The 24,500-nt window shown below is 64.9% G+C and carries 25 protein-coding genes; 13 read left to right on the forward strand and 12 right to left on the reverse strand.

Annotated elements, in window-relative coordinates; translation table 11 throughout:
• Window positions 1-117 precede the first annotated feature (117 nt).
• The gene (locus tag F9929_RS04735) at window positions 118-1,071 is read left to right on the forward strand and encodes a DMT family transporter (RefSeq protein ID WP_152045396.1); all 954 of its coding nucleotides are present in this window, start codon (window positions 118-120) and stop codon (window positions 1,069-1,071) included.
• Window positions 1,072-1,081: 10 nt separating this feature from the next.
• The gene (locus tag F9929_RS04740; protein WP_152045397.1) at window positions 1,082-1,498 is read left to right on the forward strand and encodes a GNAT family N-acetyltransferase; all 417 of its coding nucleotides are present in this window, start codon (window positions 1,082-1,084) and stop codon (window positions 1,496-1,498) included.
• Window positions 1,499-1,502: 4 nt separating this feature from the next.
• Here F9929_RS04740 and F9929_RS04745 read toward each other — a convergent pair whose 3' ends face one another.
• Window positions 1,503-2,402 (reverse strand): bestrophin family protein, encoded by a 900-nt coding sequence (locus tag F9929_RS04745; RefSeq protein ID WP_152045398.1) that lies wholly within the window; start codon window positions 2,400-2,402, stop codon window positions 1,503-1,505.
• A gap of 108 nt (window positions 2,403-2,510) precedes the next feature.
• On the reverse strand, window positions 2,511-3,386 hold the full coding sequence (locus F9929_RS04750; RefSeq protein ID WP_152045399.1) for a uracil-DNA glycosylase: 876 nt from the start codon (window positions 3,384-3,386) through the stop codon (window positions 2,511-2,513).
• Window positions 3,387-3,562: 176 nt separating this feature from the next.
• Between F9929_RS04750 and F9929_RS04755 the strand changes: the two genes are divergently transcribed.
• Window positions 3,563-5,230 carry an electron transfer flavoprotein-ubiquinone oxidoreductase gene (locus F9929_RS04755; protein WP_152045400.1) on the forward strand — a complete coding sequence of 556 codons (1,668 nt, stop codon included), beginning with the start codon at window positions 3,563-3,565 and terminating at the stop codon, window positions 5,228-5,230.
• 314 nt (window positions 5,231-5,544) lie between these two features.
• Here the strand turns inward: F9929_RS04755 and F9929_RS04760 are convergent, their stop codons facing one another.
• The 3 genes from F9929_RS04760 to F9929_RS23900 form a co-directional block, all read right to left on the reverse strand.
• The gene (locus tag F9929_RS04760) at window positions 5,545-6,570 is read right to left on the reverse strand and encodes an endonuclease/exonuclease/phosphatase family protein (RefSeq protein WP_152045401.1); all 1,026 of its coding nucleotides are present in this window, start codon (window positions 6,568-6,570) and stop codon (window positions 5,545-5,547) included.
• A 1-nt stretch (window position 6,571) separates the two neighbouring features.
• Window positions 6,572-8,074, reverse strand: a complete 1,503-nt coding sequence (locus F9929_RS04765; RefSeq protein WP_152045402.1) for an AMP nucleosidase — start codon at window positions 8,072-8,074, stop codon at window positions 6,572-6,574.
• A gap of 61 nt (window positions 8,075-8,135) precedes the next feature.
• A complete protein-coding gene (locus F9929_RS23900) occupies window positions 8,136-8,309 on the reverse strand; it encodes a hypothetical protein (protein ID WP_193227614.1) in 174 nt (57 codons plus the stop codon).
• Between the two features lie 190 nt (window positions 8,310-8,499).
• Here F9929_RS23900 and F9929_RS04770 point away from each other — a divergent pair, with 190 nt between their 5' ends.
• Window positions 8,500-9,201 (forward strand): glutathione S-transferase family protein, encoded by a 702-nt coding sequence (locus F9929_RS04770; protein ID WP_152045403.1) that lies wholly within the window; start codon window positions 8,500-8,502, stop codon window positions 9,199-9,201.
• A gap of 30 nt (window positions 9,202-9,231) precedes the next feature.
• On the opposite strand, the gene F9929_RS04775 is transcribed toward F9929_RS04770, so the two are convergent.
• Complete coding sequence (locus F9929_RS04775; RefSeq protein ID WP_152045404.1) at window positions 9,232-9,582, reverse strand: DUF2147 domain-containing protein; 351 nt, start codon at window positions 9,580-9,582, stop codon at window positions 9,232-9,234.
• A 347-nt stretch (window positions 9,583-9,929) separates the two neighbouring features.
• Between F9929_RS04775 and F9929_RS04780 the strand changes: the two genes are divergently transcribed.
• Complete coding sequence (locus F9929_RS04780; RefSeq protein ID WP_152045405.1) at window positions 9,930-10,202, forward strand: sel1 repeat family protein; 273 nt, start codon at window positions 9,930-9,932, stop codon at window positions 10,200-10,202.
• A 4-nt stretch (window positions 10,203-10,206) separates the two neighbouring features.
• On the opposite strand, the gene F9929_RS04785 is transcribed toward F9929_RS04780, so the two are convergent.
• Window positions 10,207-11,316 carry a pyridoxal phosphate-dependent aminotransferase gene (locus F9929_RS04785; RefSeq protein ID WP_152045406.1) on the reverse strand — a complete coding sequence of 370 codons (1,110 nt, stop codon included), beginning with the start codon at window positions 11,314-11,316 and terminating at the stop codon, window positions 10,207-10,209.
• A complete protein-coding gene (locus tag F9929_RS04790) occupies window positions 11,313-11,852 on the reverse strand; it encodes a gamma carbonic anhydrase family protein (protein WP_152045407.1) in 540 nt (179 codons plus the stop codon). The genes F9929_RS04785 and F9929_RS04790 overlap by 4 nt, the downstream gene beginning before the upstream one ends.
• Before the next feature lie 521 nt (window positions 11,853-12,373).
• Here F9929_RS04790 and F9929_RS04795 point away from each other — a divergent pair.
• Window positions 12,374-13,621, forward strand: a complete 1,248-nt coding sequence (locus tag F9929_RS04795; protein ID WP_152045408.1) for a porin — start codon at window positions 12,374-12,376, stop codon at window positions 13,619-13,621.
• A gap of 205 nt (window positions 13,622-13,826) precedes the next feature.
• On the opposite strand, the gene F9929_RS04800 is transcribed toward F9929_RS04795, so the two are convergent.
• Window positions 13,827-14,699, reverse strand: a complete 873-nt coding sequence (locus tag F9929_RS04800; RefSeq protein WP_152045409.1) for an alpha/beta fold hydrolase — start codon at window positions 14,697-14,699, stop codon at window positions 13,827-13,829.
• Window positions 14,700-14,712: 13 nt separating this feature from the next.
• Complete coding sequence (locus tag F9929_RS04805) at window positions 14,713-16,905, reverse strand: lytic transglycosylase domain-containing protein (protein WP_152045410.1); 2,193 nt, start codon at window positions 16,903-16,905, stop codon at window positions 14,713-14,715.
• A gap of 316 nt (window positions 16,906-17,221) precedes the next feature.
• Here F9929_RS04805 and dapA point away from each other — a divergent pair, with 316 nt between their 5' ends.
• A complete protein-coding gene (gene dapA, locus F9929_RS04810; RefSeq protein ID WP_152045411.1) occupies window positions 17,222-18,103 on the forward strand; it encodes a 4-hydroxy-tetrahydrodipicolinate synthase in 882 nt (293 codons plus the stop codon).
• A 6-nt stretch (window positions 18,104-18,109) separates the two neighbouring features.
• Window positions 18,110-18,583, forward strand: coding sequence for an SsrA-binding protein SmpB (smpB, locus tag F9929_RS04815; RefSeq protein ID WP_152045412.1), 474 nt, complete (start codon window positions 18,110-18,112; stop codon window positions 18,581-18,583).
• Window positions 18,584-18,599: 16 nt separating this feature from the next.
• On the opposite strand, the gene F9929_RS04820 is transcribed toward smpB, so the two are convergent.
• Together F9929_RS04820 and F9929_RS04825 are read right to left on the reverse strand one after the other, a co-directional pair.
• On the reverse strand, window positions 18,600-19,262 hold the full coding sequence (locus F9929_RS04820) for a uracil-DNA glycosylase (protein WP_235919035.1): 663 nt from the start codon (window positions 19,260-19,262) through the stop codon (window positions 18,600-18,602).
• Window positions 19,263-19,270: 8 nt separating this feature from the next.
• Window positions 19,271-19,864, reverse strand: a complete 594-nt coding sequence (locus tag F9929_RS04825; protein ID WP_152045413.1) for a LabA-like NYN domain-containing protein — start codon at window positions 19,862-19,864, stop codon at window positions 19,271-19,273.
• Between the two features lie 232 nt (window positions 19,865-20,096).
• Between F9929_RS04825 and rpoZ the strand changes: the two genes are divergently transcribed.
• The 5 genes from rpoZ to acpS all read left to right on the forward strand — a co-directional run bounded on the left by rpoZ (window position 20,097) and on the right by acpS (window position 24,491).
• Entirely contained in the window at window positions 20,097-20,501 is a 405-nt protein-coding gene (gene rpoZ / locus F9929_RS04830; protein WP_152045414.1) for a DNA-directed RNA polymerase subunit omega, read from the forward strand.
• Window positions 20,502-20,610: 109 nt separating this feature from the next.
• The gene (locus F9929_RS04835; protein ID WP_152045415.1) at window positions 20,611-22,833 is read left to right on the forward strand and encodes a RelA/SpoT family protein; all 2,223 of its coding nucleotides are present in this window, start codon (window positions 20,611-20,613) and stop codon (window positions 22,831-22,833) included.
• A 29-nt stretch (window positions 22,834-22,862) separates the two neighbouring features.
• The gene (gene pyrE / locus F9929_RS04840; RefSeq protein WP_152045773.1) at window positions 22,863-23,441 is read left to right on the forward strand and encodes an orotate phosphoribosyltransferase; all 579 of its coding nucleotides are present in this window, start codon (window positions 22,863-22,865) and stop codon (window positions 23,439-23,441) included.
• Window positions 23,442-23,487: 46 nt separating this feature from the next.
• Complete coding sequence (locus F9929_RS04845; RefSeq protein ID WP_152045416.1) at window positions 23,488-24,078, forward strand: DUF2062 domain-containing protein; 591 nt, start codon at window positions 23,488-23,490, stop codon at window positions 24,076-24,078.
• Complete coding sequence (acpS, locus tag F9929_RS04850) at window positions 24,075-24,491, forward strand: holo-ACP synthase (RefSeq protein ID WP_152045417.1); 417 nt, start codon at window positions 24,075-24,077, stop codon at window positions 24,489-24,491. Before F9929_RS04845 ends, acpS begins: the two co-directional genes overlap by 4 nt.
• Window positions 24,492-24,500: the final 9 nt, after the last annotated feature.

Consider the following 24,500-nt stretch of genomic DNA (forward strand, 5'->3'; position numbering starts at 1 on the left):
GGAACGTGCCCGCCTATCGACGGCGTGGCGGCCGGCGAGCGTTTGAAGCATGCCGCGCCGTTCCCTCGGCCCCGGTGTTCGTGCGCATCGGCTCAGTCGTGCAGGAAAGGCATTTCCATGGCTGTCTCGTCGGCCGGGTCGGAACGCGTCGCCGATCCCATCCGTGGCATCTCGCTGAAGATCGTTTCGGTGATGGTGTTCGTCTGCATGCAGACGTCGCTGAAGCTCGGCGGCGAGGGTATTCCGGCGGGCGAGCTGGTGTTCTTCCGTTCCTTCTTCGCGCTTGTTCCGGTGCTCGCCTATCTCTGGTGGCTCGGAGACCTTCGCACGGCGCTGAAGACCGACGATCTCGTCGGGCATGTATGGAGGGGCGTGATCGGGGTGACTTCCATGTCGCTCGGCTTCTTCGCGCTGACGCGGCTCGCTTATCCCGAATGGATTTCCATCTCCTACGCCTCGCCGCTTCTCACGGTGGTGTTCGCGGCCCTGTTCCTGAAGGAGCAGGTCAGGCTTTTTCGCTGGATCGCGGTGCTCGTCGGGCTCATCGGCATCGTGATCGTCACCGCCCCGACGCTGACGCTTTTTTCGGAAGGGATGGACCGGGTTCAGGGCATCGGCATCCTCGCCTCGCTGGCCGCCGCCGCGGTGGCGGCGGTGGCGATGATCCAGATCCGGCGGCTGGTGCGGAAGGAAAAGACGGCCACCATCGTCGTCTATTTCACGCTGACCTCGAGTGCGCTTTCTCTCCTGACATTGCCGTTCGGCTGGGTAGTGCCGAGCCCGCAGCAGTGCGCCTTTCTCGTTTTCGCCGGACTGTGCGGGGGCGTCGGTCAGCTTCTCCTGACGGCCTGCTACCGCCATGCCGATGCTTCCACCATCGCGCCCTTCGAATACACGTCCCTGCTTCTGGCCGTCGCCATCGGCGCCTTTCTGTTCGACGAGATCGTGCTGCCGACGACGCTTCTGGGCGGGTTCGTGGTGGTGATGGCCGGCATCTACATCATCTTCCGCGAACACCAGCTCGGCATCCAGCGCCGCAAGGCGCGCAGGGTTTCGCCGCCGGGAGGATAGGAGCCGCCACATGCAGATGGAAGTTTCGGAGGAGGCTTCGCAAGCCGATCTCGACCGCGTTCTGGAAGGGCTCACCGCTTTCAACGCAGGCGAAGTCGGGCCGCCGAACCGGCGCGCGCTTTCCGTTCTCCTGCGGCCCGAAACGGGCGGACCCGTGATCGGCGGGCTCGTCGGCTATACCGCCTGGAACTGGCTCTTCACCGGCAATCTCTGGCTGTCGGAGGAGTTGCGCGGGCAGGGCCTCGCCGGTCGGCTTCTCGGCGCGGCGGAGGAGGAGGCACGCCGGCGGGGCTGCCATTCGGCGTGGATCGACACGTTCAACCCCGTCGCCAAACGGGCCTACGAGGCGGCGGGCTACGCGGTCTTCGGCAGCCTGCCGCGTTTCGTCGGGGACAGGACGCGCTTCTTCCTGTCCAAGAGCCTTTGACGGCTCACCAGAGAACGTTGTCGACCGGCTTCAACGGCTGGGCGACATCTTCCTCGCCGATCGCCTGTTCCAGGTCGATCTCGATCGTGCGGGTGAGGGCCGCCAGCGGCACGTCATGGGCGCGGTTGTCGAAGGGGTTCTGAAGGTCCTCGCCGATCCGGTCCATCGCCAGGAACATGAAGCCCACGACCGAGGACGCGAGCGGCGTCATGTAAAGCAGCGAATCCACGAGACCGAGCGGCAGGATCACGCAGAAGATGCGCGAGAACAGCGTCGGGTAGAAGTCGTATTCGCGCGGCAGGGGCGTGTTCTTGATGCGCTCCATGCCGCCTTGCGCGTTGGAGATGTCCATCATCACCGCTTCCATCTGCGTGCGGCGGATGGAATCGATCCAGCCCTCGCGGGAGGCCGAGGCGATCAGCTTGGCCGTGCCGTTGAGGATGGCGTTCGGCACGTTGGTCATGCTCTTCAGTTCGTCCACCTCGCCTTCCGGCAGGTAGGGGGCGATCTCGTCCCAGCATTCCTGCTTGCGCAAATGACAGCGCAGGGCGTGGACATAGGCGATCTGGCGGCGGACGAGCGCGCGGCGCAGCGGCGTGCTGTCGTGGTTCTCGTCGATGAGATGCAGCGCCATGCGCGAAAAGGAGCGCGAGGCGTTGACCATGCTGCCCCACAGCGTGCGCGCTTCCCACCAGCGGTTATAGGCGTTGTTGTTGCGAAACCCCAGGAACAGCGCCAGCGCCGAACCGAGAAGCGTCATCGGGATGCTGGGGATCAGCCCGTCCTTATGCGGGATCAGAACATAGGCGACGGTGACCGCGATGTCCCACATCAACAGGAAGAACAGCGGCCAGCCGATGTAATGCAGCATCCGTCCGAGCTTGGCGGATTCCGGTAGAACCATGCGGTGGAGCCCTCGTTGCGATGCGCTGCAGCATCCCGCGCCCATGTGGCGAGAGATTGTTGCAACGCACAAAAGCTCGTTACGTTGCCTGGGTAAGGATCGCCGTCGTCATGCGCCCGAGGGTGACAGCGCGTCGAGTTTCGCGCGGATCGCCAGAAGGTCGCGCCATGCCAGTTTCTTCTGCGCCGGTTGGCGCAGGAGATAGGCCGGGTGCAGCATGGGAATGGCCGGAACCGTTTCCTCAGGCTTCTCGCCATAGGAATAGCTTAGCCAGCGCCCGCGAATGCGCAGCATGCCTTCTTCCGTTCGAAGGATCGCCTTCGTGGCGGGCGAGCCGAGGCAGACGATGACCTTCGGGCGCACGAGTTCGATCTGCCGGGCGACGAAGGGCAGGCAGATCTCGGTTTCGGCCGGGGTGGGCGTCCTGTTGCCGGGCGGGCGCCAAGGCACGGTGTTGGTGATCCACACCTTCTCGCGCGCGATGCCGATGGCCGCGAGCATCCGGTTGAGAAGCTGGCCGGAGCGGCCGACGAAGGGGATGCCGGCGATGTCTTCGTCGCGGCCTGGCGCTTCGCCGATCAGCATGAGGTCGGCATGAGGATCACCGTCGCCGAACACCACGGATTTGGCGGTGATGCGCAGGTTGCAGCCCTGGAAGGTGTTGAGGCCTTCGCGCAACGCTTCCATCGTGGCCGCCGACCTCGCGATGTCGCGCGCCGAGGCAACGGCCACGTCATCGGGCACGGCGACCTGCGGACGGGCCGGCGTCGGTGCATCGTTGCGCGTGGGAGCCGGAGAGCCTTGCGCTTCTCGGGCGGCAGGAGCCTCGCCGGCTTCCGCTTTGGCGCGAAGGCGGTCCTTCGTTTCCGCAAAACGGTCGCGCGGTTCCTCGGTGAGGATCGCGTCCACGCCGGCCAGCGAATACCATTCCAGAAGCGCGGCCACCGCTTCCTGTTCGCTGAAGTTTCGTTCCCCGTCGCTCATCACCGTCCTTCATAGGCAAAAGCGGTTCAGGAAGCGATACGGAGCGATTTGCCTCAAGCGAAGCATTTGAAGCCGGCGCCCGTGCCGTTTATGTCTTGCCGGCTTGTTGGAAGCATTCCAACAAGACAGAAACGAGGTTGCCGTCTCGATTCGAGCCGGAATGGAACTGGATGCCCATGAGCGAGACCGAGGCGCTGCCCGAACGCGAGGCGATGGAGTTCGACGTCGTGATCGTCGGCGCCGGCCCGGCCGGTCTGTCGGCGGCGATCCGCCTGAAGCAACTCGACCCGGACCTGTCGGTGGTGGTTCTGGAAAAGGCGGCGGAGGTCGGCATCCACATCCTGTCGGGCTGCGTGCTCGACCCATCCGCCCTCGACGAACTCCTGCCCGAATGGCGCTCCGACGAGACCGCGCCGATCCGCCAGCGCGTGACCAAGGACCGCTTCTATTTCTACGGGCCGCAGGGCCGCATTCGCCTGCCCGTCGCCATGATGCCGAAGATCATGGACAACGAGGGGAATTTCGTCGTTTCGCTCGGCCTTGTCGCCAAGTGGCTGGCCGAGAAGGCGGAGGCGCTCGGCGTCGAGATCTATCCGGGCTTTGCCGCGAGCGAACTTATTTACGACGACTCAAACGCCGTGATCGGTGTCGCCACCGGCGACATGGGGGTCGGGCGGGATGGCGAGCCGGGTCCGGCCTATCAGCGCGGCATGGCGCTCCTGGGCAAATACGTGTTTCTCGGCGAAGGCGTGCGCGGGTCGCTGGCCAAGGAGGCGATCCGCGAATACGGCCTCTCAGTCGACCGCGATCCGCCGAAATTCGGCATCGGCATCAAGGAGCTTTGGGAGATCGATCCGGCAAAGGCGGTGCCGGGGCTCGTGCAGCATTCCTTCGGTTGGCCGCTCGACATGAAGACAGGCGGCGGCTCCTTTCTCTACCATCTCGAAGGCAACCAGGTTTACGTCGGCTTCGTGGTTCACCTGAACTACGAGAACCCGTATCTCTCGCCCTTCGAGGAGTTTCAGCGCTACAAGACGCATCCCGACATCGCCGATCTTCTCGAAGGCGGCAAGCGCCTTGCCTATGGCGCGCGTGCGATCACCGAAGGCGGCTGGCAGTCGGTGCCGAAGCTCGTGTTCCCCGGCGGGGCGCTGATCGGCTGCACGGCGGGCTTCGTCAACGTGCCGCGCATCAAGGGCGTCCACAACGCCATGGCGTCGGGCATGCAGGCGGCTGAGGCAGCGGCGCACGCGATCAAGGCGGGGCGCGCGCACGACCGCCTGCGCGCTTATGACGACGGCTGGCGCTCGTCTTCCATCGGGCGGGACCTGAAGCCGGTCCGGAACGTGAAGCCCTTGTGGTCGAAGTTCGGCACGGCGCTCGGCGTCGTCCTCGGCGGCATCGACATGTGGTGCCAGCAGTTGCTCGGCGGCTTCTCCTTCTTCGGCACGATGCATCACGGCAAGCCGGACTATGCGTCCACGAAGCCTGCGGCCGAATGCAGCCCCATCGACTACCCCAAGCCCGACGGCAAGCTCACCTTCGACCGCCTGTCGTCGGTGTTCCTGTCCAACACCAACCACGAGGAGGACCAGCCGGTTCACCTGAAGGTCAAGGACATGGAACTCCAGAAGCGCTCGGAGCACGACGTCTATGCGGGGCTTTCCCAACGTTATTGCCCGGCCGGCGTCTACGAATGGCGCGAGGAAGGGAGCGATCCGAAGTTCGTCATCAACGCGCAGAACTGCGTCCACTGCAAGACATGCGACATCAAGGACCCCAACCAGAACATCACCTGGGTCCCCCCGCAGGGCGGCGAAGGGCCGGTCTACCAGACGATGTGAGCTGGCCGCCCAGAGGCTGTTATGGACCCTAGACGAGCATCGTGCTGGCTGGGCTGGTTCGCCGGGTAGGAGCCGGATGCAGCCGGTAGCGGGGCTACCGGCAAACGCCGGCGACGGTCCATGCGGACGGGCGAGACAAGTGGCTCGCTCTGTGGGCCGGCGAGCCAGACCAGCCAGCCCAAAGGGTGGGATGAGCGAAGCCATCCGGGGCGTCGACGAGATTTCCCAAGCCGCAAGGCTTGGCTGCACTCGCCTCCTGCCGGACTGGACTTCGCTGATTCCACACGATGCTTGCCTAGGGTCCATAACAGCCTCTAGCGCTCCGCGCTTCTGACATCCGGCTCTTTCGAGGTAGCGAAGCGCAGGGTGAAGGTGAGAAGCACCGGGAGGTGGTCCGAATCGACCGCTTCCGGTCGCTCGACCTTCAGAACGTCGACGCTTTCCGACACCAGCATGTTGTCGATCGGCAGGCCGATCCAGCGGCCAAGTTCGGGCGGCAGGCCGCGCTTGATCCAGGTCGGGCCGATGCCGCCGACAATCCGCGTCCCGCTCGCTTGGGCCAGAGCGCGCACGCTGGCGCTCCAGGGCGCCGAGTTGAAGTCTCCCGCCACGATCAGAGGATCGCGCAAGCGCGGCAGGACGGTTTTCAGCCCCTGCACCATGCTCGGCTGGCGGCCCGGCCAGGGCCAGCGCAGGTGCTGCGCCCCGATCGTCACCGGAATGCCGTTGAAGTCCACCGTCTTGGCGCCAAAGGCGTTCGGACCGTCGCAGACCGTCAACTCTCCGGGACGCACCGCGCTCACCTCGATGAAGGGGCGGCGCGACAGGATCGCCACGTCGCCGTTTCCGCGCAGGAAGGGCGCCTTGCAATAGAAGCGGTAGGGATAACTGCCGGCGAGTTTCTCGAAACCGCGCACCCAACTTGCGCTGAGTTCTTCCGCCGTCACGATATCGGGCCGCAGGCGCGCGATGAGGCTGAGAGCCCTGTCCTGATCGGTCGAGTAGATATCGAGATTCATCTGGAGAAGCGTGTAGCGCGGGGTGCCGACGGAAGCTTCGGTGCCGTGGCCGAGCGGCAGAAAGGGCAACGTCGAGTAGAGCCCCAGACCGCCCACCACCGCGCAAACGAGCGCCAGACTCGATCCGCGCCGCAGGAGAAGGGCGGGGGCGAAGAGAAGCAGGCCGACGCAGAGATGCAGTCGTCCCTGCCCGATCGTGTCGAGGGCGGGATAGAAATCGCCGAAGAAGCCGAGCGTGACGGCGAGCAGCATCGGCACGGCGACAAGCGCCGGCAGGGCGCGCGCCAGCCAGCGAACAGCGTTCGCGAAGGAGACCGGCATCTTACTGGAAGGCCGGCTCGAAGAAGGAGCGCAGCTTGCGCGAATGAAGCTGTTCCGGCGTCATGGCCGAAAGCTTCTCCATCGTGCGGATGCCGATGCGCATGTGCTGGGCGACCTGCCGCTTGTAGAAGTCCGTCGCCATGCCGGGCAGCTTCAACTCGCCGTGGAGCGGCTTGTCGGAAACGCAGAGAAGGGTGCCGTAGGGCACGCGGAAGCGAAAGCCGTTGGCGGCGATCGTCGCCGATTCCATATCGAGCGCGACGGCGCGCGACTTCGACAAGCGCTCCACCGGCTCGGTCTGGTCGCGCAGTTCCCAGTTGCGGTTGTCGATGGTCGCCACCGTGCCGGTACGCATGATCTTCTTCAATTCGTAGCCGGACAGGCCCGTCACCTCCGCCACCGCTTCCTCCAGCGCCACCTGCACCTCGGCGAGCGGCGGGATCGGCACCCAGACCGGCAGGTCGGCGTCCAGAACGTGATCCTCGCGCACATAGGCATGGGCCAGCACGTAGTCGCCGAGCGCCTGGCTGTTGCGAAGCCCGGCGCAATGGCCTAGCATCAGCCATGCATGGGGGCGCAGCACCGCCACGTGGTCGGTGATCGTCTTGGCGTTGGATGGCCCGACGCCGATATTGATCATGGTGATGCCTTCGCCGTTCTCGCGGGCGAGGTGGTAGGCGGGCATCTGCGGCAGGCGCACGAAGGGCAGGCCGCTCGTCGGCTCGAGTGAGCCCGCCGGCGTCACGAGGTTTCCCGGTTCCACGAAGGCGGTGTAGCCCTCGCCCCCCGCCGCCATCTTGGCTTTGGCGAGCGCGCAGAACTCATCGATATAGAACTGGTAGTTGGTGAACAGGACGTAGTTCTGGAAATGCTTCGGGCTCGTCGCCGTGTAATGGGCGAGGCGGTGGAGCGAATAATCGACGCGCTGCGCGGTGAAGGGGGCGAGCGGCATGGCCTCGCCGGGGCGGGGCTCGAAATTGCCGTTGACGATGCGGTCGTCCGTGGAGCCGAGATCGGGCACGTCGAAGATGTCGCGCAAGGGCTTGGCGAGGCGATCGGCGGCCTCGCCATCGACATGGCTTCCTTCGGCGAAGGCGAAATGAAGCGGGATGGGCGTCGTGGAATCGCCGACGATCACCGGGCGGCCGTGATTGCGGATCAGAAGCCCGATCTGCTCGGCCAGATAGTTCTCGAAGAGGTCGGGCCGCGTCACGGTGGTCGCATAGGTGCCGGGGGCCGGCACATGGCCGAAGGACAAGCGCGAATCGACGCGAGCATGGCTGCTCGTGACCAGCGAAAGCTGCGGGTAGAAGGCGCGATAGCGCCGATCCACATCGCCGGTCTTCAGGACGTGGGCGAAGCCATCCAGAAGAAACCGCGTCGAGTGCTCGTAGAGCCGCTGGAGTTCGGCGACCGCCTCCGAGGCCACATTGAAGGCTCGTCCAGGTGCGCTTTCGGGGGTCGCGAAGGAAGGGGTGCTTCGGGCATGGAGGGATTCCGTCATGCCCTTTGTGTAAACGGCTCCGGCGACGCGAGGAAGACGCCTTGAGAAGGCGGGCCGCCCGTCAGTTCTGATTCACCCCGCCCGGCGCGCAAAGAAGGCCGTCCGCGAGGCAGTCCTGCCGCGCCTGCTGGTCGGGCGTCGCGGACGGTGCTGCGCGTTTGCTGTCGAGAAAGGCGCTGAACGACAGGGCGAACACCGCGATCAGCGTCGTGACGGCCATCAGCCGGATGATCATCGTATGGCCGTTCCCTTTGTTTAGCCGCGACATCGAAGCCGGTTTAGCTCACTAGCGCCGATCCGGGGGTGACGGGAAGACCCATCGGCCTCCGACAACGTCGCCCGGTGAGCCTGTCGCCATTGCAGCGCCGGCACCCGCGCTCTAGCTCCCGCCGTCGAGCCGAGACGTTGAAAGGATTGGCCTGACGATGACCGAACAGAATCGTGCGATCGAACTGCACTACTGGCCGACGCCGAACGGCTGGAAGGTGTCCATCATGCTGGAGGAACTCGGCGTTCCGTATGAGATCAAGTTCGTCAATATCGGCGCCGGCGAGCAGTTCGAGCCTTCCTTCCTGAAGATCGCGCCGAACAATCGCATGCCGGCCATCGTTGATCCCGAAGGGCCGGGCGGCGAGCCGATCTCCGTGTTCGAATCGGGCGCGATCCTGCAATATCTCGGCCGCAAGTTCGGGCGGTTCTATCCGGGCGACGAGCGCGCTCGCGTCGCCGTGGAGGAATGGCTGTTCTGGCAGGTCGGCGGCCTCGGGCCCATGGCGGGTCAGGCGCATCATTTCCGCCAATACGCGCCCGAGAAGATCGAATACGGCATCAACCGCTACACCAACGAGGTGAACCGGCTTTACGGCGTGATGAACCGGCGTCTCGGCGAGGTCGAGTATCTCGGCGGCGATTATTCGATCGCCGACATGGCCTCGATCGGCTGGATCGTGCCTCATGCCAACCAGGGTCAGGATCTCGACGACTTCCCGAACCTCAAGCGCTGGTTCGAGGCGGTGAAGGCACGGCCGGCCGTGGAGAAGGGCCTCGCCGTCGGCAACGAGCGGCGCAACAATCTCGCGGACGACAAGGACGCTCAGAAGGTCCTGTTCAACCAGCGCTCCCGCTGAGACGCGAGGCGATCCCGGCGGTCGGCCGCGTCATTTTCCGGCCCGCCGCCAGGTCTGGACAGTCTTGCAGAAGACTTCCATCAGGCAGCCCTTCAGGTGAAGGCGGTCGCCCTCCACCAGCATGGCGCCGACATAGGTCTTGCCGCTTTCCGGATCGCTGATCCGCCCCTTGTATTCGGGGCCGGGCGCCGAAACCCGGCCGATGGAGGCTCCCTTGTGACGGCCGCTTTCGATACGGCCGCAAAAGCCGCCGGGACAGGCGCGAACCGACACCGTTTCCCCGTTCTCCGCCCGCCAAAGGCCGAGAACGGGCTCGGCTGCGAAGACCGGTGAAGCGAAGGCGGCGAGAAACAGGCCGTAGGCGGCGGCTTGGCGAGGCATCCGGCGTTTTCCCCCTTGATAGACGATCGGCGGGCGAGACTGAAAACGACTTGACCCTTCGGTGCGGCAGGAGAAGGGCGAAGCGGGTACCCGCGTTGATTTGTCGTTGACCATCATCGATTTCCCTCGGCTCCCAAGGTTAAACCAAGATAAAGCCGAGCGGTTTTCGAGTTCTGAATAAACGAAATTCATCATTCCAGCCAATGGCTTGCGTGGAACGGGCGGAGACCGAGTCTTTCGCCGTTTAAGTCCAATTAAGCTCGACTTTTAATCGCCTTTTCAAACGCTGCCGGCATTCTCTTCTCCAAGGAACAAGAGTTCCAATAGATCGGCAGAAAGACACTCAGATGGCGCGTTTCGAACTTTCCGAACTTTCCAATGGCGGTATCGGCGCCACGGTCCATTCCTCGGCCGAGATCCTGTTCGAGATGGGCGTTCGCGCCGCATCCGGCCGCGATGGCGCGGTGGATCTCGTGTCGGCCCATATGTACTTCAATCTCGCCGACCGCGAAGGCGACGAGCGCGCCGCCTTCCACCGTCACGAGGTCGCCGAGCAGATGTCGAAGATCGAGATCGGCCGTGCGCTCCGCGCCGCCCGCGATTGGCTGGCGGTGCACTGAAGAATCAGCGCCGAAGTTCGGCCAAGGTGTCGTTCAGGGCATCCGCGAAGAGCGCAAGGTCCTCGTCCCGCCCCACGGTGACGCGGATCAGCCGGTCGAGCGGCGGCACGGCGGGCTTCCGGATAAAGACGCCGCGGCGGATCACCCCGTCGAGCACCGCCTTGGCGAAGGCGCCGTCGCGGCCGCAATCCATCGCAACGAAGTTCGTGGCGGAGGGAAGGGGCGTCAGTCCCGCGCTCCGCGCGATCTCGGCTAGAGAGTCGCGGGCCCGCACGATGCGCTCGACGGCGTCGCGGAGGAAATCCTCGTCCGCCAGGGCTGCGAGCGCGCCTGCCTGCGCCATGCGCGACACGCCGAAATGGTTGCGCACCTTGTCGAATTGCCGCGCCGACTCGGCCGCCCCGAAAACATAGCCGACCCGCATCCCCGCCATGCCATAGGCCTTTGAAAAGGTGCGGAAGCGCAAAAGGTTCGGCCGGATCACGCTGGCGGGCGGCAGGCTGGAGGCGGGGGCGAGGTCGCTATAGGCCTCGTCCAGAACAAGAATCGTTTCCGCCGGCACGTTCTCGATCAGTCGGGCGACGTCCTCCGCTTCGTGCCAGGAGCCGGTCGGGTTGTCCGGATTGGCGAAATAAAGAAGCTTCGGCCGAAGCCGGTTCGCTTCTTCGAGAAGCGCGTCGATGTCCTGCCTGTCGTTTCGATAAGGAACGGTGTGAAGCACCGCGCCGCGCGCCGCCACATGGTAGTTGAAGGTCGGGTACGCACCGCGCGAGGTCAGCACGGCGTCGCCGGCTTCCGTCGTCAGATGCACGAGATTGCCGAACAGCCCGTCGATGCCCTCGCCGATCGTGACGCATTCAACCGGAATGCCGAGCCGCTCGCCGATCGCGCTGCGCAACTCGAACTGTTCCGGGTCGCCATAGGCCCAGCTCGCCTGCCCGGCATCCCGCATGGCTTCCAGCGCGCGCGGCGAAGGGCCGAAGACGCTTTCGTTCGCGCCGAGGCGCGCGCGAAAGGCGACGCCCGTCTGCCGCTCGATCGCTTCCGGCCCGACGAAGGGAATGGTGGCGGGCAAAGCGCGGATCAGCGGGGAAAAGAGAAGCGGCGCGCTCATCGGCGATCGTCCAGATTGGCGAGGCCGGCGGCGAAACGCTTGGCGTTCTCGACATAGTTCAGCGCGGACGCCGCGAGCGTCTCGATCTCGGCCGGCTCCAGCGGGCGCACGAGCTTGGCGGGAGCGCCCATGACGAGGGAGCCGTCGGGGAAGCTCTTGCCTTCGGTGACGAGGGCGTTCGCGCCCACAAGGCAGTTGCGACCGATCCGGGCGCCATTCAGCACCGTCGCGCCCATGCCGATCAGCGAACCGTCGCCGATCGTGCAGCCGTGGACCACCGCAGCATGGCCGATCGTGCAGCCGGCGCCGATCACCAAAGGCGAGCCCATGTCGCTATGGAGAACCGCGTTGTCCTGCACGTTGGTGCGCTCGCCGATCTCGATCCATTCGTTGTCGCCGCGGATAACGGCGCCGAACCAGACGCCGACATCGCGGCCGATCCGGACGCGGCCGATGACATGGGCGCCGGGGGCGACGAAATAATCGCCTTGCCCCGGCAGAACCGGCGTATCCGCGGCCAGTCGATAGATGCTCATCGTGCTTCCTCCACGATTCGAGCCTTCGCCGATGGTCGGCACCCGGTCAACCCGCGCTTTCCGTGAACCACCGAGTTGGAGGACGATGCAGGCGACAGGTTGAATGGCGTCGTGACCGTTGAAGTATGCACTGAGCATCGATGAGAATGCATCGTCATATGGATGTCGAACGACAGTCATGACGGGTCGCTACGCTTAGCCGTATGCACAATATCGCCATCCTGCAGTCGGAAAACCGCCTCTTCGGGCCCATTCTGCGCCTTGCGTTAACCCTCTTTTAACACTGGTTAAGTGCGCCTTACCGAAAACGTGACTTTCTCGACACAGCACTGTGTCCAAAGCGCCCTTGAACGGGCCCCAAGCCCTTTTGGCAATTGCAACGAGTCTAAGCGTGCCGCATGTTCGGGTCAGAAAGAACGCGGCGGGTTCGCTTCGGACTTTCAATGCAGGGGATGGGGCAGGGAAGGCTGTCCTTCAAACAAGGCCCAACCCTACCTTACAACTTGACTGGAGGTCAGGACATGAACATCAAGAGCCTTCTTCTTGGCTCCGCTGCGGCTCTCGTCGCAGTCTCCGGCGCGAAGGCGGCCGACGCCCCCGTCACGATGGTTGAGCCGGAGCCGGTTGAATACGTTCGCGTTTGCGACGTCTACGGCACGGGCTTCTTCTACATCCCGGGCACCGAGACCTGCCTCAAGATCGGCGGCTACGTCCGCTTCCGCGCCAACGTGACCGGCGAACTCAACGGCGACGTCAACGGTCGTTTCAGCGACGTGCAGGACTTCGACGACGCGGACCGCAACTACGACTTCAACACCCAGACCCGCGGCCGCATCGATTTCGATGCTCGCGAAGAGACCGAACTCGGCACCCTGCGCGGCTTCGTTCGTCTTCAGGCCACTAACGTCTCGGGTTCCGCTCTCGGCTACGGCACGTCCAACAACGGCGTCCAGCTCGACCAGGGCTTCATCCAGCTCGGTGGTCTGACCATCGGTCGTCTCGACTCGCTGTGGGCTGAGAACGACGGTCTCTACACCGACAACGACTGGTCGGTCGGCGATCTCTCGAACAACCAGATCCGCTACACCTTCGCCACCAACGGCTTCAAGATTTCGGCCTCGGTCGAAGACGAAGGCGACGGCGATGCGATCCCGGATGTCGTCGCTTCGGTCGGCTACGAGTTCGCCTGGGGTTCGGTCAACGTCGCTGGCGTTTACGACGAAGACAACTACGATCCGAACCTCGTCGGCATTCCGAGCACCTTCACCGGCTTCTTCCTCGACCCGTACCGGGATCAGGAGAAGGACGGCGGCGCGTTCGCGGTCAAGGCCAACGCCGAGATCAAGGACCTCGTCTACCTCGGCGGTTCTCTGAAGCTTGAAGGTCACTGGGCTTCCGACCCGACGGAATACGCTTCGCTGGCTCCCGGCGGCTACCTCGTCGGCATCGAAGCCGAGGGCAACGCTTCCACGAACTTCAGCTTCGCTTCGCTGCCGGAAGAATGGCAGGTCGGCGGTGGTTACCAGCAGTCGTTCGGCAAGTTCACCGGATATCTGTCGGGTATCTACGGCAAGACCTTCTCGATCAACTACGCCAACGGCGTCAGCGAAAGCTCGGAAGTCTGGGGCGTCGCGGGCAACCTCGGCTACCAGGTCACCTCGAACTTCTCGGTTCTGGGCGAAGTCTCCTACCGCAACGTCGACCTCAAGGGCGGCCTGGAAGATCTCGACCAGACCCGCGGCTTCCTCGAGTTCAAGCGTTCCTTCTAATCGGATCATCGATCCGAACGGAAATACAGGGAGGCCCGGCGGAAACGCCGGGTCTTTCTTCGTTTTTCGACAAGCCATCGGGCGCAGGCGCGCGGTGCTTACTCCTGTCGCGAGCCGCCGCCACAAGGGTCTTCCGTGGGGCCGGTTCGGATCGGTTGGGGAGTCGCGCTGGAAGTGGTGTCGGGGATCGCGACGCCGGTCGGCGTCAGCTCTCGATCGAAGCCGCGAAGGCACCGATGCGGGCGGGCAGGTCTCCCGTTTCCAAGAGGGGCGCATGGCCCTGGCCTGGAACCTCGACTGCCTGCATCGTCGGATGGACTTGCCTCATCCGCTCGACCGTTTGGCGCGACAGAAGCCGGCTGTGCTCGCCGCGAAGCAGGAGAAGCGGGATGTCGCGAAAGGCCGCGAAGGCGTCCCAGAGTTCGGACAGGGGATGGGTTGGATCGATTCCGGCAAGTCCGTCCGCCAGTCTCTGGTCGTAGTCGGGAACGACACCTTCCGGCGTTTCCACGAAGTTCGCCCGCGCCATGCGCTCGAAATCCACGTGCGACAGCGCGGGAAAGGTTTCGGCGTTAATGTCCCGGACGCGATTCGTGGCGGCCTGCCAGTTCGGCAATGTCCCGGTTTTCCCGACATAGGCCTTGATGGCGAGAAGGCCCTCCATCTCCAAGCGAGGCCCGGCATCGTTCAGAACGACGCCCGCCAGGAGATCGCGACGGTCGGCCACGAGGAGATGCAGCATCAACGCGCCGCGCGACGTGCCGACGAAAACGGCGCGGGCGATGCCGAGATGGGCGAGACCGGCGATGATGTCGGCCATTTCCACGGGAAGGGTGTAGGTAGCCGGATCGGCGCGGTCGGAGAGCCCGCGCCCGCGATAATCGAAGGCCACCACGGGTCGCGAAAACGATCCGGCGCGGATAGCCTCGGCGAAGCCGTCGAAGTCGCGCGAGTTGCGCGTCAGGCCGGGCAGGCAAACGAAGGGGAAAGGGCCTTCGTCCAAACGCCCATAAAGACGGCCGGCGAGCGCCAGGCCGTCATGGTCGTAGCGGAAGGAAACGGGGTCGGCCGCTGTCATGCGGCCAAAGCTATCATCCCCGGCGGCCGACGACGAGATCGGTCTCGATGTTGGAATCGGCACCGAGCCGCATCTTGTATACCTGATAGTTCTCCATCACGCGCTGCACGTAGTTGCGCGTTTCGGTGAAGGGGATGCGCTCCACCCAATCCACCACCTCGTCCACCGGACGACCGCGCGGGTCGCCGAAGCGCTGAATCCATTCGCGCGCCCGGCGCGGGCCGGCATTGTAGGCCGCGAAGGTCAGAACGTAGGAGCCGGAGAAGTTGTCGATCTGCTGGCCGAGATAGCGGGAGCCGAGAACGGCGTTGTAGGCGACGTCGGTGGTGAGGCGCGCCTGATTGTAGGCCATGCCCGCCTGCGCGGCGAGGGTCTTGGCGGTCGCCGGCATCAGTTGGAGAAGGCCGAGGGCGCCTGCGCCCGAGCGCGCATCCGGGCGGAACTCCGATTCCTGGCGCGCGATGGCATAGGCGAGGGCCTTGCCGGACGCCGAGATGTTGGCGCTCGCCGGAATGACGCCGACCGGGAAGGCGAGGGCGGCCGCCGCGTCGATGCCGCGCGTATTGGCCTGCTTGCCGACCTTCAAGGACAGGTAATGGTTGCCCCGGCTTTCGGCCATGGCCGCCAGAAGCGCCAGTTCCCCTGGGCTTTCCAGATCGTCGCCGAGGTTGCGGTAAAGCGTTTCGGCTCTGGCTTTCAGGCCGATCTCTTCGAGGCGGCGAATGGCGCGCACCGCTTCGCGGCTCTCGAATCGCTGGCGCTCGGCGCTGCTCGGGCGCGGATAGGCGATGTCGTTCGGCCGCCGTCCGAGTTTCGCCGAGGCGAGCTGGCCGTAGAAGGTGGTCGGGTTGAGGGCCGCCTGCGCGTAATAGCGCCCGGCATTGCCCGAGCGGGTCGCTTCCGCCGTGCGGCCGAGCCAATAGTAAGCGCGCGACTGCGACAGCGGGCGGTTCGAGACTTCCGCGATCCGAGCGAAGTGCTTGGCAGCCGTTTGCGGATCGCGCAGGAAGCGCAGCGCGATCCAGCCGGCATGGAACTCGGCATCGGCCGCGTCCGACGGCGTTTCGGCGGCGTGCGCGCTCGCCACGCGATAAGCGTCCTTGGTGCGGCCGAGATCCAGAAGATCGCGCGCGATGATGCGGCGCTCGTTCCACCACGCATCGGCATCCACGAGGCTTTCGCGGTCGCGCGGCGCCTTCAGGAGGATTTCGGCGGCCTCGGCCACCTTGTCCTTCTTCCGGTAGTATTCCGTCATGGCATAGAGATAGCCAGGGTCGGAACGCTGCGCCGCGGGAACGGCGGAAAGAAGAGCCCCGGCGCGCGCATCCTCGCGAATCACGGCGGCGCGCGCGGCGAAGAGCTTTTCCGCGCCCGCCATGGTCTTCACCCGGTCGGCGTCCGAAACCTTCTCCTTGTAGAGCAGCATGTCCATGCGGGTCTTGTGATCGGCGCGGGTGAGGATGGCGCCGAACTGCTGCAGGATCTTGGCTTCCATCGAGCGGTCGAGGGTCTCGCCGCGCCAGACAGTGGCGATGGTGCGCTTGGCGGCGCCAGCCTGTCCGACTTCCAGATAGGCCTTGGCCAGCGCCATCGCGCCTTCCGGCGTTTGCGGCTTGGAATTGCCGAAAGCGTTGATGACCTCGCTGGCGGATGGCTGTTCGCGGTAAAGGGCGCGTTCGGAATTGGCACGAAGACGCTTCATGCCGGGCCATCCGCGAAGCTCGGCGGCGGCGGTGGCGATGTCCTGTGCCGGCACGTCGATGCCGCCGTTCAGCGCAATCGCCCATTGCAGGATATGGCGGTCGAGCGAGCCAGGGCGCATGCCTTCGCGGATGGCGCGTGCCCGACGCAGATCACCGGAGGAGATCGCGTCCATGCCGTCCTTCAACTGTCCCGCCACGGCGCGGATGTCGCTCGGGCGCGACGCGATCTGGCTGATGGAGGCGGTGAAGGCGCTCGTGTCGGTGTCGACACCCTGCGGCGCGGGGGCGGCGCGCGACACAAGCGGATTGGGCGCATGGCGAGCCTGCGGCGCGCCGAAGCGCGCGGGGTCGATGGCAACGCCACCCGAGCCGATATCGGCGGAAGGGCGCAGCGCCGGCACGGGACCGGCCGAGGGCAGGCTCTGCGCGCCGACATCCGAGCACAGGAGAGCGAAAACGCTGGTGGCCAGAATGGCGCGTCGCGCTCTATGCCTGTCGCTCATGACATCCTCCAAAACCGGCCTTGGCCGGACATCCGCATATCAACCGGTCTCGAGAGCCGCGGCCGGAACGCAATTCGAGCGTTCATGCGGCAACTCTATGGTTTCCGAACTTCTCACGATTACGCTGAAGAGTTCGTAAACCGGCGGTCACACATATCTTCACGACTTCGCCAGGACGCCGCGCCGCTTGTCCTGTTCGCCGCCCCCCACTATGTTGCGGCCCTTCCATGATGGCTCCTGCGGCCGGTTTCATGGCCTTATGTCCGTCGGCGTTTCGCGCGCCGGGGGAGCGTCCCATATCGGGGGGAGAAGCGGCATGTTCAGGGGTTCGATGACGGCGCTGGTCACGCCGTTCGATGCGTCGGGCGCGCTCGACGAGAAGGCGTTCCGCGACTTCGTCGAATGGCAGGTGGCCGAGGGCACGACCGGCCTCGTGCCGGTCGGCACCACCGGCGAATCCCCGACGCTGTCCCATGCGGAACACAAGCGCGTGGTGGAGATCTGCATCGAGACCGCGGGCAAGCGCGTGCCGGTGATCGCGGGTGCGGGCTCCAACAACACGGCGGAAGCCGTGGATCTGGCGACATCGGCCGAGAAGGCCGGCGCGGATGCGCTTCTGGTCGTCACGCCCTATTACAACAAGCCGACCCAGAAGGGGCTCTACGCGCATTTCGCGGCGGTCGCGAAATCGGTGTCGTTGCCGATCTTCATCTACAACATCCCGCCGCGCTCGGTGATCGACATGAGCGTCGAGACCATGGCGAAACTCGCCGCCGATTTTTCCAACATCGTCGGCGTGAAGGATGCCACGGCCAAGCTCGACCGCGTGTCCGACCAGCGCGCGGCCTGCGGGCCGGACTTCATCCAGCTCTCGGGCGAGGACGCGACGGCGCTCGGCTTCAACGCCCATGGCGGCCACGGCTGCATCTCGGTGACGGCGAATGTCGCGCCGCGCCTTTGCGCCGAGTTCCAGAAGGCCTCGCTTGCCGGCGACTACGCCAAGGCGCTGGAGCTTCAGGACCGCCTGTTCCCGCTGCACAAGGCGATCTTCCTCGAGCCCGGCCTTTGCGGGGCGAAATATGCGTTGTCGAAGCTCGGCCGCGTCCAGAATGTCGTGCGCTCGCCCTTGATGACGATCGAAGCCTCGACGCAAGGCGCGCTCGATGCGGCGTTGCGCCATGCCGGCCTTTTGAACTGATCGGGAATGGCGAAGAACAAAGACCCCAATTCGAAGATCGCCGCCGAGAACCGCAAGGCGCGGTTCCATTACTCGATCCTCGACACGCTGGAAGCCGGGCTCGTTCTGACGGGCACGGAGGTGAAGGCGCTACGCGAGGGCAAGGCGACGATCGCCGAATCCTATGCGACGGAGGAGGGCGGCGAGCTTTGGCTCATCAACTCCTATGTTCCCGAATATCTGCAGGCCAATCGCTTCAACCACGAGCCGAAGCGGCGCAGGAAGTTGCTCGTTTCCAAGAAGCAACTCGGCCGTCTGGCCGCTGCCGTTCAGCGCGAGGGTATGACGCTCGTGCCGTTGAAGCTTTATTTCAACGAGAAGGGCCGGGCGAAGCTCGAATTGGCATTGGCCAAGGGCAAGAACGCGCCGGACAAGCGCGAGGCGGAGAAAGAACGCGACTGGAACCGCCAGAAGTCGCGGCTGATGAAGGAAATGCGCTGAGCCGTCGGGCTCGGCGCTATTCCCGCACGATCCGCGCCGCTTTGGCGAACACGTCTTCGAACATTTCCGTGGTCAGGACGCCGGTATTGGTATTGTAGCGCGAGCAATGATAGCTCGACACGATCCGATGGCCGGCGACGGCATGTTCGGCAGCGTGCTTGAAAGGCGCGTCTTTCAGCTTCACGCCGAGTGCCCGCAGCGTCGAATCATGGGCGATGCGCCCGAGCGTCACGATCGCCTTCAAATCCGGAAAGGTGTCCATCGGCCCTTTCAGGAACTGCCGACAGGTGTTGATCTCGATCGGAAGCGGCTTGTTTTCCGGCGGCACGCAGCGCACCGAGTTGACGATCGCCGTCTCGAAAAGCTCCAGCCCGTCGTCCACACGGGCGTCGAACCGCCCGTTGGCAAAGCCGAACTTGGTCAGCGTCTCGTAGAGAAGCGTTCCGGCATAGTCGCCGGTGAAAGGGCGGCCGGTGCGGTTCGCCCCGCGGACGCCCGGCGCGAGGCCGACCACGAGGAGCCTCACCGCCGCGCTACCGCCCTTCGGCAGCAAGGGCGGAACGGGCGCGTTGTGCCAGGACGGCTCCTTGGCGCGCCACATCTCGCGAAACTCCACCAGACGCGGGCACAAGGGGCAGTCGCGCGGCGGCTCGACCGCGTTTATCGGTTCGGGCGCCACGCGGTTCGTCAGTATTCCTCGCCCTCGACATCCGGCGAATGCTCGGCGCGACGGGCAAGGCGGGCGTCGCGCTCGGCCTGGCTTCGGCCGATCTCGGTTTTCAGGGCGACGAGATCGATGAAGTGGTCTGCCTGCCGGCGTAGCTCATCCGCGATCATCGGCGGCTGGGTCGCAAGGCTCGATACAACCGAGACCTTCCGGCCGCGACGTTGCAGCGCTTCCACGAGGGGGCGGAAGTCGCCGTCGCCGGAAAAGATCACGAAGTGGTCCACCGTTTCGGCGAGGTCCATGGCATCGACGGTGAGTTCGATATCCATGTTTCCCTTCACCTTGCGCCGCCCCGTCGCGTCGGTAAACTCCTTGGCGTTCTTGGTAACGACGCGGTATCCGTTATAATCGAGCCAGTCGATCAGCGGCCGGATCGAAGAATATTCCTGATCTTCGATGAGGGCGGTATAGTAATACGCGCGAAGAAGGTAGCCGCGCTTCTGGAAGGCTGTCAGCAGCTTCTTGTAGTCGATGTCGAAAGCCAGGCTGCGCGAGGCTGCGTAGAGATTCGCACCATCGATGAACAGGGCGATCTTCTCGCGGGTGTCGAACATTGATTTCCTTTTCAAGACCTCTCGAAGGAGGGCGTTGGGAAAGCGTTGATCGGTCTTTCCACGATCCTCATGATCGCGAAACTGTGAATCCGGCGGACCATAAGCCCGGCTCACTCTGATTCCAACCGCATACCAGTTGCGGTTGGCACCCAGTTTCTCGGTCTTGTGCGATCTGTTTCAACAGTCTATGTCAAGTTCTTGATCCCTCACGAACGAGAATTCCGGAGACAGGATGGCACGCGTCACCGTCGAAGATTGCGTCGACAAGATCGAGAACCGCTTCGAGCTCGTGCTGCTCGCCAGCCATCGGGCCCGGCAGATCGCGCAAGGTCAGCCGATCACCGTCGACCGCGACAACGACAAGAACCCCGTCGTGGCCCTGCGTGAGATCGCCGACGAGCAACTGACCCCGGACGATCTCAAGGAAGACCTGATCCACTCGCTGCAGAAGCATGTCGAGGTGGACGAGCCCGAAGCCCCGCCGCAGCCGCAGCCGGCCATCGCCGAGGGTACGTCCGGCACTGAAGCGAGCGCCGAGGACGACGGCGATTCGGTCACCTTCGACCGCATGAGCGAGGACGACCTTCTCGCCGGCATCGAGGGTCTGGTCGCTCCGGAAAAGAACGAGGATTTCTGATTCGGAGCCCTTTCGGGCTTTCGGATCGGCTTCTTCGGTTCCTATATTAGAGGGGCGTCCGGCGATCCGCCGGGGGCCCCTTTTTCCTGTCTGATCGGCCGCTCCACGGATGATGCGACAATACGAACTCGTCGAACGGGTGGCGAGCTACAAGCCCGATGTCGACGAGGCGCTTCTCAACCGCGCCTATGTCTACGCCATGCAGAAGCATGGCGCGCAGAAGCGCGTGAACGGCGATCCCTACTTCTCGCATCCGCTGGAAGTCGCCGCGATCCTCACCAACATGCGCCTCGACGAGGCGACGATCGCGACCGCGCTTCTGCACGACACGATCGAGGACACGGACGCCACCCGCAAGGAAATCGACCAGCATTTCGGCGACCGCATCGGCCAGCTCGTGGAAGGGCTGACCAAGCTGAAGCGGCTCGACCTCGTGTCCAAGAAGGCCGAGCAGGCCGAGAACCTGCGCAAGCTTCTCCTTGCCATCGCCGACGACATCCGCGTGCTTCTGGTGAAGCTCGCCGACCGCCTCCACAACATGCGCACGCTGCACCACATGCGGCCCGAGAAGCGCCTGTCGATCTCGCAGGAGACGATGGACATCTATGCGCCGCTGGCCGGCCGCATGGGCATGCAGGACATGCGCGACGAGCTGGAGGATCTGGCCTTCCGCTATGTGAACCCGGACGCCTACGAGACAATCACCTCGCGCCTCGCCGAGCTTCGCGAGAAGCATGCCGACACCATCGCCAAGATCGAAACGGATCTGGCCGGTCGTCTGCAAACGAGCGGCATCGCGGCCAGCGTGAAGGGGCGGCAGAAGAAGCCCTATTCGGTGTTCTCTAAGATGCAGCGTAAAGCCCTGTCGCTGGAGCAACTCTCCGACATCTTCGGTTTTCGCGTTCTCGTGGCGGGCGAGGACGAGTGCTATCGCACGCTCGGCATCGTCCACCGCACTTGGCCGATGGTGCCGGGGCGGTTCAAGGATTACATCTCGACCCCGAAGCAGAACGATTACCGCTCGCTCCACACCACCATCGTCGGGCCGTCGCGCCAGCGCGTCGAGCTTCAGATCCGCACCCGCGACATGCATCAGGTCGCCGAACTCGGCGTCGCTGCCCATTCCGTCTACAAGGACGGCGTCCTCGTGCGGCCGAGCATGGACGGCAAGACGATGATCTCCAAGGAGAGCAACGCCTATGCCTGGCTGCGGCGCACGATCGAGCAACTGGCCGAAGGCGACAACCCGGAAGAGTTTCTGGAGCATACCAAGCTCGAACTCTTCCAGGATCAGGTCTTCTGCTTCACGCCCAAGGGCCGCCTGATCGCGCTGCCGCGCGGCGCGACGCCGATCGATTTTGCCTATGCCGTCCATACCGATGTCGGCGACACCTGCGTCGGCGCCAAGATCGACGGGCGAATCATGCCGGTGGCGACCGAGCTTCAGAACGGCGACGAGGTGGAGATCATCCGCTCCAAGGGCGCCGCTCCCCCGGCCGCCTGGGAAACGGTGGCCGTCACCGGCAAGGCGCGCGCCGCGATCCGCAAGGCGACGCGGCTGGCCGTGCGCCGCCAATATGCCGGGCTCGGCCAGCAGATGCTGACGCGTTCCTTCCAGCGCTCGGGCAAGACCTTCGCGCGCGACACGCTGAAGCCTTATCTCGCCAAGATCGGCCATAAGGATATCGACGAGGCGCTGGCGGCCGTCGGGCGCGGCGAGATCGCCACCGCCGACGTGCTGCGCGCCGTCTACCCCGACTTCCAGGACAGCCGCGTCACCAAGGTCGACCCGCGCGGCGAGGAGGAGGGCTGGTTCCACCTTCATTCGGCGGCCGGCATGATCTTCCGCATCCCCACCATCGCGGAAGCCGAGAAGTCCGGGCGCTCCGTGCCGATCCGGGGCGGGGGCATCGACACGCCGGTGCGCTTCGGGCCGGACGGCGCGGTGCCGGGCGACCGGATCGTCGGCATTCTGGAGCCGGAAACCGGCATCACGATCTATCCCATCCAGTCGCCGGCGCTCGGCGCTTTCGACGACCGGCCGGAGCGCTGGGTGGACGTGCGCTGGGATCTCGACGCCGAAAGCAGCACGCGCTATCCGGCCCGCATCTCGGTGTCCGGCACCAACGAACCCGGAACGCTGGCCGAGGTCGCCGAAACCATCGCGGCCAACGACGCCAATATCCACAACATTTCCATGGTGAAGCCCGCGCCCGACATCACCTCGATGATGATCGATGTCGAAGTCTGGGACCTCGCCCACCTGACCCGCACGCTGAACCAGTTGCGTAACAAAACCTGCGTGTCGCAGGCCAAGAGGATGAACGGCTGATGGACGCAACGGGGCAGGCCGGAGAGCCGATGGGACGCGACGAGGTGATCTCGATCTTCCGCGAGGCGGGCGCCTATCTGGAAGGTCACTTCATCCTGACATCTGGCCTGCGCAGCCCGATCTTCCTGCAAAAGGCGCGCGTTTTCATGCACGCGCATCTGACCGAGCGCCTTTGCCGCGCGCTGGGAGCCCGCATCCGCGCGGAAGTGGAGGGGCGAATCGACACGCTCGTCGGCCCGGCCGTCGGTGGCTTGATTCCAGCCTACGAGACCTCGCGGCACTTGAGCGTTCCGTCCGTCTACGTGGAGCGGGAAGCCGGCGAGTTTCGCCTTCGCCGCTTCGAGCTTGAGCCGGCCTCGCGGGTCGTGGTGGTGGAGGATATCGTCACCACCGGCCTGTCGATCCGCGAAACGGTGGCGTGCCTTGAGAAGCTCGACGTCGAGGTTCTGGCCGCAGCCTGCATCATCGACCGCTCGGCCGGCAAGGCGGATGTCGGCGTGCCGCTGATCGCGCTTGCGCAATACGAGGTGCCGGCCTATCCGGCGGATGCGCTTCCGCCCGAACTCGCCGCAATTCCGCCGGTGAAGCCGGGTAGCCGCGGGCTTTGAGTTCGTCTCGGCCGAACAGGTCTCGTATTGGTGGGAACCGGGTGACATGCTGTTCCGACGGCGCGTGAAGCCGACCTGGAAGGAGCGCGTTCGCATTTGGCTTTGGCCGAGGCGGTCCTGGCGGCGCTCGCTTTCCTATCTGAAGAAGCGCGTCCTGCGCTTGAACGCGACGCCGCACGCCATCGCGGCGGGCGTCGCGGCCGGCATCTTCGCCACCTTCACGCCCTTTATCGGCTTCCATTTCCTCCTGGCCTTCGCGATCGCCTACTTGGTGGCCGGCAACATGGCTTCGGCGGCGCTCGGCTGCGGGGCGGGCAACCCGCTCACCTATGGGCCGATCTGGGCGTCCACCTACGAGATCGGGCGCTGGATGCTTGGCGACGACAACGCGGCCGGCAGCGCGCCCGCGAGCCTTGGCCATGTTCTGATGAACATGGATATCTGGGATATCTGGCAGCCGATCATCAAGCCGATGCTGATCGGCGGTATTCCGCTCGGGATCGGCTTCGGCCTTCTGTCCTACGGCTTGGTCTATCTTGCCGCGCGCTCCTTCCAGGGGCACCGGGCGCGGCGTATGGCGGAAATGCGCGAGCGGCACCGGCAAGCGGCGGTCGCGGCGGCCGAGGGCGTGCGATGATCATCGGCATCGGCTCGGATCTTATCGACATCCGCCGCGTGGAAAAGACGCTGGAACGGCATGGGACCCGCTTCACGACCCGCGTCTTTACGGCGATCGAGCAGGCGAAATCCGACCGTCGCCAACAGCGCGCAGCCTCCTATGCCAAGCGCTTCGCGGCCAAGGAGGCCTGCGCCAAGGCGCTCGGCACCGGCCTTGCCCAAGGCGTCTACTGGCGCGACATGGGCGTCGTGAACCTGCCGAGCGGCGCGCCCACTATGCGCCTCACCGGCGGGGCGCTGGAACGGCTGACGGCGCTCGTGCCCGCCGGCCACGCGCCGCGCATCCATCTGACCATCACCGACGACCATCCGCTCGCCCAGGCTTTCGTGGTGATCGAGGCCGTGCCGGCCGCATTGCGGCAGGACGGTTGAACCGTTATC

Source organism: Aureimonas psammosilenae (assembly GCF_009176975.1).
Classification (GTDB): Bacteria; Pseudomonadota; Alphaproteobacteria; order Rhizobiales; family Rhizobiaceae; genus Plantimonas; species Plantimonas psammosilenae.

Coding starts and splice junctions, on each gene's coding strand:
- F9929_RS04795 (WP_152045408.1), top strand. CDS start 12,374: ATGAACATCAAGAGCCTTCTTCTTGGCTCCGCTGCGGCTCTCGTCGCA.
- F9929_RS04755 (WP_152045400.1), top strand. CDS start 3,563: ATGAGCGAGACCGAGGCGCTGCCCGAACGCGAGGCGATGGAGTTCGAC.
- F9929_RS04765 (WP_152045402.1), bottom strand. CDS start 8,074: ATGACGGAATCCCTCCATGCCCGAAGCACCCCTTCCTTCGCGACCCCC.
- F9929_RS04805 (WP_152045410.1), bottom strand. CDS start 16,905: ATGAGCGACAGGCATAGAGCGCGACGCGCCATTCTGGCCACCAGCGTT.
- dapA (WP_152045411.1), top strand. CDS start 17,222: ATGTTCAGGGGTTCGATGACGGCGCTGGTCACGCCGTTCGATGCGTCG.
- F9929_RS04760 (WP_152045401.1), bottom strand. CDS start 6,570: ATGCCGGTCTCCTTCGCGAACGCTGTTCGCTGGCTGGCGCGCGCCCTG.
- F9929_RS04745 (WP_152045398.1), bottom strand. CDS start 2,402: ATGGTTCTACCGGAATCCGCCAAGCTCGGACGGATGCTGCATTACATC.
- smpB (WP_152045412.1), top strand. CDS start 18,110: ATGGCGAAGAACAAAGACCCCAATTCGAAGATCGCCGCCGAGAACCGC.
- F9929_RS04770 (WP_152045403.1), top strand. CDS start 8,500: ATGACCGAACAGAATCGTGCGATCGAACTGCACTACTGGCCGACGCCG.
- F9929_RS04780 (WP_152045405.1), top strand. CDS start 9,930: ATGGCGCGTTTCGAACTTTCCGAACTTTCCAATGGCGGTATCGGCGCC.
- F9929_RS04800 (WP_152045409.1), bottom strand. CDS start 14,699: ATGACAGCGGCCGACCCCGTTTCCTTCCGCTACGACCATGACGGCCTG.
- F9929_RS04835 (WP_152045415.1), top strand. CDS start 20,611: ATGATGCGACAATACGAACTCGTCGAACGGGTGGCGAGCTACAAGCCC.
- F9929_RS04785 (WP_152045406.1), bottom strand. CDS start 11,316: ATGAGCGCGCCGCTTCTCTTTTCCCCGCTGATCCGCGCTTTGCCCGCC.
- acpS (WP_152045417.1), top strand. CDS start 24,075: ATGATCATCGGCATCGGCTCGGATCTTATCGACATCCGCCGCGTGGAA.
- pyrE (WP_152045773.1), top strand. CDS start 22,863: ATGGGACGCGACGAGGTGATCTCGATCTTCCGCGAGGCGGGCGCCTAT.
- F9929_RS04740 (WP_152045397.1), top strand. CDS start 1,082: ATGCAGATGGAAGTTTCGGAGGAGGCTTCGCAAGCCGATCTCGACCGC.
- rpoZ (WP_152045414.1), top strand. CDS start 20,097: ATGGCACGCGTCACCGTCGAAGATTGCGTCGACAAGATCGAGAACCGC.
- F9929_RS04750 (WP_152045399.1), bottom strand. CDS start 3,386: ATGAGCGACGGGGAACGAAACTTCAGCGAACAGGAAGCGGTGGCCGCG.
- F9929_RS04775 (WP_152045404.1), bottom strand. CDS start 9,582: ATGCCTCGCCAAGCCGCCGCCTACGGCCTGTTTCTCGCCGCCTTCGCT.
- F9929_RS04845 (WP_152045416.1), top strand. CDS start 23,488: ATGCTGTTCCGACGGCGCGTGAAGCCGACCTGGAAGGAGCGCGTTCGC.
- F9929_RS04825 (WP_152045413.1), bottom strand. CDS start 19,864: ATGTTCGACACCCGCGAGAAGATCGCCCTGTTCATCGATGGTGCGAAT.
- F9929_RS04790 (WP_152045407.1), bottom strand. CDS start 11,852: ATGAGCATCTATCGACTGGCCGCGGATACGCCGGTTCTGCCGGGGCAA.
- F9929_RS04735 (WP_152045396.1), top strand. CDS start 118: ATGGCTGTCTCGTCGGCCGGGTCGGAACGCGTCGCCGATCCCATCCGT.
- F9929_RS23900 (WP_193227614.1), bottom strand. CDS start 8,309: ATGATCATCCGGCTGATGGCCGTCACGACGCTGATCGCGGTGTTCGCC.